Annotated in this window: 10 protein-coding genes and 1 pseudogene; 5 read left to right on the top strand and 6 right to left on the bottom strand. The window is 61.6% G+C overall.

Going from position 1 to position 8,216, the window contains the following annotated elements:
• Window positions 1-12: 12 nt before the first annotated feature.
• Window positions 13-362: pseudogene (locus tag GI374_RS15305) on the top strand (transposase).
• A 10-nt stretch (window positions 363-372) separates the two neighbouring features.
• Here the strand turns inward: GI374_RS15305 and GI374_RS15300 are convergent.
• The 6 genes from GI374_RS15300 to GI374_RS15280 form a co-directional block, all read right to left on the bottom strand.
• Entirely contained in the window at window positions 373-549 is a 177-nt protein-coding gene (locus tag GI374_RS15300; RefSeq protein WP_154337919.1) for a hypothetical protein, read from the bottom strand.
• Window positions 479-712, bottom strand: coding sequence for a DUF6538 domain-containing protein (locus GI374_RS19880; protein ID WP_370515392.1), 234 nt, complete (start codon window positions 710-712; stop codon window positions 479-481). Before GI374_RS19880 ends, GI374_RS15300 begins: the two co-directional genes overlap by 71 nt.
• 946 nt (window positions 713-1,658) lie before the next feature.
• The gene (locus GI374_RS15295) at window positions 1,659-2,060 is read right to left on the bottom strand and encodes a TadE/TadG family type IV pilus assembly protein (protein WP_154337918.1); all 402 of its coding nucleotides are present in this window, start codon (window positions 2,058-2,060) and stop codon (window positions 1,659-1,661) included.
• Window positions 2,057-2,503 (bottom strand): TadE/TadG family type IV pilus assembly protein, encoded by a 447-nt coding sequence (locus GI374_RS15290; RefSeq protein ID WP_154337917.1) that lies wholly within the window; start codon window positions 2,501-2,503, stop codon window positions 2,057-2,059. Before GI374_RS15290 ends, GI374_RS15295 begins: the two co-directional genes overlap by 4 nt.
• Window positions 2,504-2,941: 438 nt before the next feature.
• Entirely contained in the window at window positions 2,942-4,309 is a 1,368-nt protein-coding gene (locus GI374_RS15285; RefSeq protein ID WP_154337916.1) for a type II and III secretion system protein family protein, read from the bottom strand.
• Window positions 4,310-4,313: 4 nt separating this feature from the next.
• Window positions 4,314-4,775, bottom strand: a complete 462-nt coding sequence (locus tag GI374_RS15280) for a hypothetical protein (RefSeq protein WP_154337915.1) — start codon at window positions 4,773-4,775, stop codon at window positions 4,314-4,316.
• A 466-nt stretch (window positions 4,776-5,241) separates the two neighbouring features.
• Here GI374_RS15280 and GI374_RS15275 point away from each other — a divergent pair, with 466 nt between their 5' ends.
• From GI374_RS15275 to GI374_RS15260, 4 genes are all read left to right on the top strand, one after another.
• The gene (locus GI374_RS15275; RefSeq protein WP_154337914.1) at window positions 5,242-5,424 is read left to right on the top strand and encodes a Flp family type IVb pilin; all 183 of its coding nucleotides are present in this window, start codon (window positions 5,242-5,244) and stop codon (window positions 5,422-5,424) included.
• A 43-nt stretch (window positions 5,425-5,467) separates the two neighbouring features.
• The gene (locus GI374_RS15270) at window positions 5,468-6,001 is read left to right on the top strand and encodes a prepilin peptidase (RefSeq protein WP_195759950.1); all 534 of its coding nucleotides are present in this window, start codon (window positions 5,468-5,470) and stop codon (window positions 5,999-6,001) included.
• A gap of 64 nt (window positions 6,002-6,065) precedes the next feature.
• Window positions 6,066-6,872 (top strand): Flp pilus assembly protein CpaB, encoded by an 807-nt coding sequence (gene cpaB, locus GI374_RS15265; protein WP_154337912.1) that lies wholly within the window; start codon window positions 6,066-6,068, stop codon window positions 6,870-6,872.
• Complete coding sequence (locus GI374_RS15260; protein ID WP_229583381.1) at window positions 6,872-8,206, top strand: AAA family ATPase; 1,335 nt, start codon at window positions 6,872-6,874, stop codon at window positions 8,204-8,206. The genes cpaB and GI374_RS15260 overlap by 1 nt, the downstream gene beginning before the upstream one ends.
• Window positions 8,207-8,216: the final 10 nt, after the last annotated feature.

The following is an 8,216-nucleotide window of genomic DNA, read 5'->3' as shown; positions in this document are numbered from 1 at the left end:
ACCTCGAACGCCATGCTGGCCTGGTGCGAGGAGGCCGCCGTGTCCTGGCATTTCATCGCGCCCGGCAAGCCCATGCAGAACGGCATCTGCGAGGCGTTCAACTCGAAGATGCGGGACGAGCTCTTGAGACGCTGTTCTTCGGCCTCGATCAGGCCCGCCGCATCGTCGCCAGCTGGGTGGCCGACTATAACGTGGCCCGCCCCCATTCGGCACTCGGCTACGAGACCCCCGCAGCCTTCGCCGCCCAGTTCGCCGCAACGGGCGATCGGCTACACGAAACGGAGACGTTCCGCCGATCACCCATTGCTCCCTCCGCGCAAGCGGGCAAATGTCACCCGGCGGCTCTGGTCTCAGGTGGATGAAGGTCAGGGGTCACAGCAGCTCCAGCGCGTCGACATGGCCCAGCGCCGCCTTGGCGAAGGCATGATGCCCTTTCCGCAATTCATTGAGCAGCCAAGCCTGTTGCTGTTCTGTCAGATCAGCAGCCGAGATACCGCGCAAGGCACAGAACGCTTGCACAAGGCCGTCCGGCCCCTCGGGATGGATCAACCCCGCCCAAGTATCCTGATCGCCGCCAGCGAGGCTCTGCCGGGCACCTGGTCCGCAGCGAATGGCGCACGTGGCCGCGCTTGCCGGTAGGATGAAGGTGCTGCGGGATAGGCCAGCGGAAGTAAAAGATCCCATGACGGGACCGGCTTAGATAGGCTGCCATGCGCATCCTGTGCCTCACTCATGTGGCGCACCAGCAGGAGGTCAACATCTAAGTCTTTAAAAAGAGGAAAGAATGGTGGGTGATAACGGATTTGAACCGCTGACATCTTCGATGTGAACGAGGCGAGCCGCTGCCAAGGCATTGGCGTACTGTCAAAAGAGCAGCATTCGCTGAACCTGTGACCCCGGTTTGCCCAAGGAGGCCGGGTTGGGGCAGGTTCGCCAAACCGAAGTGCACTTAGTTGAGCGGGGCGGCCCCCAGGCCCCATTCCGGACGGTCGACGGTGCTCAGTCAATGGAACTGTGCTATGACTGCCACCTGAAATAAGCACATCATGAAGATGCAAAAGCGCGCGGCGCAACATACGCCGACATCGGCGCGGCCTTCAGGATCATCGACGGGGGGTCGGCCCGTGACCCGAGCCATCGCGATCGCTGCCGTCGAGCGGGCGGCCGCTGCCGACTGCCCAAGGCATCCGGACGGAAGACCTCGGACCGGTCCCGCCCGCGCCCTGCGGCTGTCGATCCGCGCCTCGCACGCGCTGGACAACGCCGGAGGCAGCGGAGGCCGCCAGGACAGTGATTGTAGCCTACTGTGCAACCGAACGTCGGCATAAAGTCGGTGGCGAAGACGAGCGGGCTCTATTCTGCTGACCTCGCGACCGCCGCGTGCTTTGTGATGATGTCCTGGAGGTCACCCGGCCTAAACGCGAGATCGCATGCCCAGCGTCGGAAGCCATCCGCCGCGTTGATGCGCCCCATGACCTAATCCTCCCTTCCCTGGATAGCACGGGCAAAAGGACAAGTGGACACATGACAGCCATTGGATGATCTTCTGAGAACTCTTGAGGCAGCGCAAGTGCGATCGGTGGCTCAAGCTAACAGGGCACGGCAAGGCTTGACCTTCCGCCAACCGTTGCTACGACAGCCCGGAAGGCTTTACGGCGTCAAGGCAACGCGATTATGCGCTCAACGCTCAACGTGATGCTGTGTGGGTAAACGTCAGGGACCAGCAGGGTCACTGGCCGACGCAGAGTGATAGATAAAATTTCGCCACTGGAAGTCAGCTCCAGTTCCACTTGCAATTCAGTCTGCTCGAAGGGAATTGATTCCCGGATTGTCGCTGCAAGCTGTTCCAGATCACCGCTCGCCGCTGACGGGTCGAGCAAGACCCTTCGCGCGGCGACGTCGGCAGCGAAGGCCAGTTGGTTGCGCAGGAACATGGCGCGCCCCAGCTCGAAAATCCCGAGAATGAGAGAAATCACGAGAAGACCAATCATCGCGAACTCGATCGCCGCCGCCCCGGAGGCACAACGGACCAGCCAGCGCAATTGTACAGGCTGAGTCATCGCACCTGCACCTGAAGCGACCGAGAGAGTTGGATGTCGGGCAGAAACATTCCCGAGAATGCCTTCTCCGCAACGAGAGAGTAGTAGATCGCCGTGGCGCCGGGGCCGGCACAGGTAACGGAACAATCCACTGCGAATTGAACGTTTTCGGGGCAGGCGCAGATGCGCTCAACCTTCACGGACACGGCGGCGTCGCCCCTCGCGGTAACTAGTACCTGCTCGATCGTGGAGAGATCACCGCCCGAGATTGCGCTTTGCGCACCTGTCCGCAAAATCGTTCCGATCGCCATCTGCTCCGCCACCGCCCGCCCGACATCCATAGCCCCGAGAAGAGCTATGGTGAGAACAGGCGCAATAAGCGCGAACTCGATGGCCGATGCGCCCCGTTCCGCCGACACGACGGAGTGCAGCTTGTCGTACAGCGCGAGCGGGAAGGATCTCATCTCGTAACAAGCCCTCCTGGCCCTGCTTGGAAGGCGCTCTTCCAGCCATCATAGTCGACGATACGATAGACCGACGCCTTGGACCGCGCGAGAACTAATTTTAGCTAATCAAGTCCGGCCTGCATCCAGCCCGCCGATTCGTACTGTTGTGAGGCGGGTGAGGCTCAGGCCATCGCCTAGCTTGAAGGACCGCCTTCTCCGCCCGAGGCGGTGGCAGCAGCCTGGCCGGTGCCGGCCTGGTACCTCCGGATCATTTCTGAAGCACGTGGACCGAAACCGCCGGGATTCGCGGACCAGCCGCCGCCTGGGCTGTGCCCGATCGTCTGGCTGCCGAGATTCTTGAGTTGTGCCTCGCCAGCAGTTGGCCAGATACCGTCCCCATGGGACATCGAATCTCCGCATCCCGCCAGCGTCATGGCGCATGTGAGAAACAAGCCCCTAACCACCACTGGCGCCATCGATGATATGCCCGAACGGGCCCTCGATCTGCCGTCTGCGCATACGGCGTTCGAACTCCCCCCTGGTGATCTCCTGCGTACCGGTGAGAAAGAACTCCTGCTCGGACGTCAGGATCGAACCATCCAGCGGCGTCGCGATACGTTCCGAACCGCCGCCCGGCTTGTTGAGGTACGGCGTCACGATGATGACCAGATCGGTCTCGTCCTTCTGCCACGACGCCGAGCGGAAAAGAGCTCCGAGGACCGGAATGCTTCCAAGCCCGGGCACCTGGGAGTGGCGCCGCGCATTGTTCCGCTGCAGCAGACCGGCCATCACGAAACTCTGCCCCGCCTGGAGTTCGATAGTGGTGCTGGCCCTGCGAGTCGAGAAGCTCGGAAGTTCGATGGTTCCGGTGTTGTAGGTGTTGTTCAGGTCGATCTGGCTGACCTCGGGTTCCAGCGTAAGGTTTATCAGGCCATTGTTCAGTACTATGGGGGTGAAGCTGAGCCGAACGCCAAACTCCTTATACTCCACCGTGACCTCGTCTCCGTCACGCGCAACGGGAATGGGAACCTCGCCGCCGGCCAGGAAGCTGGCCGTCTCGCCGGACAAAGCGGCAAGTGTCGGCTCGGCAAGGTTGCGGACGAGACCTCTCTCTTCCAGGGCCTCAATCAGAAGAGTGACCGAAATTCCCCGCTCGACCAACGTAGCGAGGAAACTCCCAAACGGCACTGGATTGGCGATTTGTCCGGTGCCCAGTTGAACCGAGGACCCGGAATTGTTCCGAGCACCAACTCCTAGACCGATGGCTTTCCCGGCCTCCCGCGAGGCTTCGATCATGCGAACCTTGAGATACACCTGCTGTGGAGCGGTAACGTCGATGGCGTTGATCACCTCGTCCGAACCGTACTGACCGGCGATCTCGAGAACGCGTTCCAGTGTAACAGCATCGGGAACCGTTCCGGACAGCCGCAACCGTCCATTGACCGACTCTACCCGGACATTGCCGCCCGACGAGACCCTGCGGAGCACAGAAGTGAGATCGCCGGTGTCAACCGTGACCTCAAGATCGACAAGACCTACCAAGGAATCTTCACCAGCAAAGACTTGCAGGTTTGTCTGCCCGAGGCTCTGCCCCAGGATGAAAAATGAACGCGGCGAGACAACGACTACGTCCGCGACCTCTGGATTTCCGATCACGACCTGTTCGATGTCTTCATCCGTCGTAAAAACCTGAGACTCGCCGACGATGATCTGTACCTTCTCGGCACGGCTTGTGCTCAGCGTGATCCCGACGCTGTCCTGCGCCGCGCCGGTCGTTGCAAGCAGGCACAGCAGGGTGAACGCCCAGGCGAGGAGGGGGAACATGGAATTAACCGGATGAGACAACACGGAGAATCCTGAGATTGGTTTCGATCACCGGGTGGCCCGGCTGCAACGATTGGGCTTGTGCCAGGCTGACCGAAGCTCGGCCATGCTCGCCCCTGAGGAGGTATGAGAAGCCGAGATTGTTGTGATAGGCAAAGGTTTCGCCGCCGATTCTGCGGCAACGGGCATAAGTCTGGTCCGCGAGATCGAAACGGTAGAGCCAGTCATATGATCCCGCGAGACCCAGGCACGCCTCCATGTTCTGGGGCGAGGCCTTCAGTGCCATGTCGAAATACCGGGCGGCATAGCCGAAGTTGCCAGATTCATAGCTGGTTTTCGCCGTCGAGAACTCGGTGCCTGCAGCAACGCTCGGAACATTGGTGGGAATCGTGGCCTTGCGCGGTGCTGCCGCGTTGTCCTGGCTGCAGCCGGACAACAGGGCGATTCCGATCATCAGGATGAGCATCCGACTGCGCGAGGCGGAGTGCTGACCACGCCGCCAGGGTCTTCGTGCCATGTAAGACCTGCCCCACTTTTTTCGGAGGCGTGCTTCGCATGCTGCCCCCCTCGTGTCCAGCCCGGTTCTGGCGCTCTCAACGAGCAGTTGCCGGTGAGCCAGGTGATTCGGTCCCCCAAGCACAGCGCCGAGTTGCAGGATCGCCCTTCAACCACAGGCGGTGAACAGGTCCGGCTTTCGCATCTTCGTTGCGTGACCGTTGAAAAATCGGATTAAAATCGTCCCGCGCATCTTCAAGATGATGCCTCTGCCGCGGATGAGCACGAGCGCAGTCACTCGCGCCGAAGGGGTAGACACAACTTCAAGTTTATCCTAGACGAGTTGCTGACGCCGCACCCTGCGCGTCACGGTTGTCCGAATCACATACCGAGCGTCGGCGCCGGTCGCTTCAGCAACTTCTATGCCAGGAAACCCGATGAAGAATCGCATTTCTCGTCTCGTTAAGAATGAGTCCGGCGCCACCGCCATCGAATATGGCATGATCGCCGGCCTAATCTCAGTTGTCATTATCACCATTTTGGTGACGATAGGTCAGGATCTTGGGACCGCGTTCCAGTCTATTTCCGATGGATTGAAGGAAATTCCCGGTACTGAGTGACAAACCGATAGAGACCGTCGGCGGGTAAATCCCGCCGATGGCCTTGGCTTTGAAGGGCTGTCGATACGTGATGAGTTGTGCGACCACTTTGGCGCTTCTTTCCTATCCGTTGCTCATGATTCACGCGGGCATCGGTGATATCAGGACAATGCAGATCCCGAACAACCTTGTCCTGCTGCTGTTTGCTGGATACGCCGCGGCTGCATTGATGCTCCCCTTGAGTCCGGTCGACGTCGCATTGTCCGCCACGGCCGCAGCCGTCGTGTTTGCGCTGGGCCTGGTTGCCTTCTCCTTCCGTTGGATGGGCGGCGGCGACGTGAAGCTGCTGACCGTCGCGGCGCTGTGGCTCGGCGCAGGGAACGTCGTCCCGTTCATCCTCTACACGTCAATCTTTGGCGCGGTGCTGACAATGCTCATCCTTCTGTTCCGCGCGGTGCGGTTGCCAGCAGCGATGGAGGCGCGGGATTGGATTTTGCGGCTCCACCAACGCGATGCCGGAGTTCCCTATGGTATGGCAATCGCGGCGGCGGGCATCCTCGCCTATTCGAAAACCCCTTGGGTGGTCGCTCAGTTCTGAGCCGGGGTGCATTCGGCCTTCGCGCAAATGAACGAACGTTGCCCTGGGGGAGAAGGAAGCGGACATGCTGCGCATAGCGATCTTCGCACTGGCACTGATGAGCGGCGGAGCTGCCGCGTGGCTCTCGACCGGCTCCGATCCCGTCAGCGCCGAAGCCGCGTTTGCCGCCCCCGCGCCTGTGGACCATGTTTTGGTGGCGGCGGCCGACCTCGCCCCCGGCACAAGGATCGACGCTGCCGCGCTGCGCTGGCAGCCTTGGCCACAGGATGGGCTGACCGAGAGCTACGTCACCCAGGCCACGAAACCCGACGCGCCTGATGCCTTTACCGGAATGACCGTCCGCAGCCCGATCATGAGCGGTGAACCTGTCCATCCGGGAAAACTCGCCGCTGACGATGGGGGGCTTCTGTCCGTCATGCTGTCGCAGGGAAAGCGGGCCGTCGCGGTCAGGATCAGCGCCGATACGACCGCAGGCGGCTTCATCCTTCCGAATGATAGCGTCGATGTGCTCCACACGAGGCTGCGTCAGGGAACAGACGGGCAAGCCGATGCGAGCAGCCGCGCGATCCTGCGCAAGATCAGGGTGCTCGCGATTGACCAGACGGTCGACGCGGACACCGGCTCAGTCGTGGGCAAGACGGCGACGCTCGAGCTGAGCCCCCAGGAGGCGGAAACCATCGTCGCAGCCGAGGCCGACGGTGCGATCACGCTGGCCCTGCGCGCGGCCAGCGATATCGATGAGCCCGAGCCGGAGCGCGCGCCCGAGCCCGACCCCGAGCCAGCGGACGAAGTGCTGGTCCAACAGCCTGCTTTCAAGTCAGTCCGCGTCTTCCGCGGTACTCAGCAGGAGATTGTCGAGCTAGGCAGATGATGAAAGCACAAGCCCGGCGCAGGCAAGTCAGCCTTCCTAGAAATGCGCGTCCTCGCGCAGCCGAGCCGCGCGAGGACGGAGCGGCCCAGAGCTTGATCGCAGCAAGATCGCACCCTGAAGCAGCTACGGACCTGCCTTTGGGGCGGGTTCCCTACATCACCGCCCGAGCCTTCTGCGAGACGCCGGCGCTCGTTTCGACCATCACCCAGGCGGCCGCGGATCGGCGGTTGTCGCGCGCCGATGTGACATCCAGCTTCGGAGGCCTGAAGGGCGCCCTGCAGTTCTTCGCGGCGCAGCCGACGCCCGATCTTCTGATGATCGAGACCGGCGTTCGGCGGGAAGACCTCTTTTCGGAACTGGACGCCCTTGCCGAGGTCTGCGACGTCAAGACCAGGGTCGTCCTCGTTGGCGCCATCAATGACATCTCGTTCTATCGCCAGCTCGTGGACCGGGGGATTTCCGAGTATCTAGTCGCCCCCACCGACACGCCGCGCCTGATCAACGTCATTTCTCATCTTTTTCCACCGAATGCCGCGACACGGCAAGGAAAGGTGCTGGCGTTCATTGGCGCGAAGGGAGGGACCGGCTCGTCAACAGTGGCGCAGAACACAGCCTGGTCGCTCTCTCGGCAGGGGACGAAAGTCCTCCTTGCGGATCTCGACCTGCAGTTCGGTACGGCGGCACTGAACTACAACATCGATGCGCAGCTGGGCTTCACCGAACAGTTTGTCGAGGGCGAAACGCTGGACGACGCATTCTTCGAGAGGGTCGCTTTCAAGTACGGCCCGCATCTCAGCGTTCTTGCCGGAGCAACCGCCTCGCGCGACGTCGTCACACCTCCGCTGGAGCTTTTGGATCAGGTTCTCGAGCGAGCGCGGGCCATATTTCCTCTCGTCGTGCTTGACCTGCCGCATCAATGGTCGCCTTGGGTGCGTCAGGCGCTCCTCTCGGCCGATGAGGTGATCGTCACGGCCGAGCCAGACCTCGCTAATCTCAGGAACGGAAGGATGATGTTTGATCTTCTGAATGAGGCGCGGCCAAACGACGCCGACCCCCGGCTTGTTCTCAACCGGATCGGAATGCCCAGGCGGGCGGAGATCAAGCCCGATGCGTTCGCAACGGCGCTTCAAAGGCAGGTCAGCGTGAAGCTGAGGTTCGAGCCGCGGGCTTTCAGTACGGCTGCAATTGGCGGGCGGATGCTCGCCGAGGTTTCCGGGAAAGCCGGCAGGCCGTTCATGCAACTGGCGCAGGAGTTGAGCGGCATGGCGGCGACATCGAAGTCACGGCGATTTCCCCTCTGGAGTCGCGGGCAGCCGCGCCTTCGAGCGACTTGAGAAGGAAGGT

This window comes from Paracoccus sp. S-4012 (assembly GCF_009674885.1).
In the GTDB taxonomy this organism is placed as follows: Bacteria; Pseudomonadota; Alphaproteobacteria; order Rhodobacterales; family Rhodobacteraceae; genus Paracoccus.
The sequence above is the reverse complement of the archived record's forward strand: the minus strand, read 5'-3'. Positions and strand labels throughout refer to the sequence as shown.

What these genes read in the sequence shown, in the direction of transcription:
- GI374_RS19880 (WP_370515392.1), bottom strand. Translation starts at nt 712, where the DNA reads ATGGCAGCCTATCTAAGCCGGTCCCGTCATGGGATCTTTTACTTCCGC.
- GI374_RS15295 (WP_154337918.1), bottom strand. Translation starts at nt 2,060, where the DNA reads ATGACTCAGCCTGTACAATTGCGCTGGCTGGTCCGTTGTGCCTCCGGG.
- GI374_RS15290 (WP_154337917.1), bottom strand. Translation starts at nt 2,503, where the DNA reads ATGAGATCCTTCCCGCTCGCGCTGTACGACAAGCTGCACTCCGTCGTG.
- GI374_RS15285 (WP_154337916.1), bottom strand. Translation starts at nt 4,309, where the DNA reads ATGTTCCCCCTCCTCGCCTGGGCGTTCACCCTGCTGTGCCTGCTTGCA.
- GI374_RS15280 (WP_154337915.1), bottom strand. Translation starts at nt 4,775, where the DNA reads ATGCTCATCCTGATGATCGGAATCGCCCTGTTGTCCGGCTGCAGCCAG.
- GI374_RS15275 (WP_154337914.1), top strand. Translation starts at nt 5,242, where the DNA reads ATGAAGAATCGCATTTCTCGTCTCGTTAAGAATGAGTCCGGCGCCACC.
- cpaB (WP_154337912.1), top strand. Translation starts at nt 6,066, where the DNA reads ATGCTGCGCATAGCGATCTTCGCACTGGCACTGATGAGCGGCGGAGCT.
- GI374_RS15260 (WP_229583381.1), top strand. Translation starts at nt 6,872, where the DNA reads ATGAAAGCACAAGCCCGGCGCAGGCAAGTCAGCCTTCCTAGAAATGCG.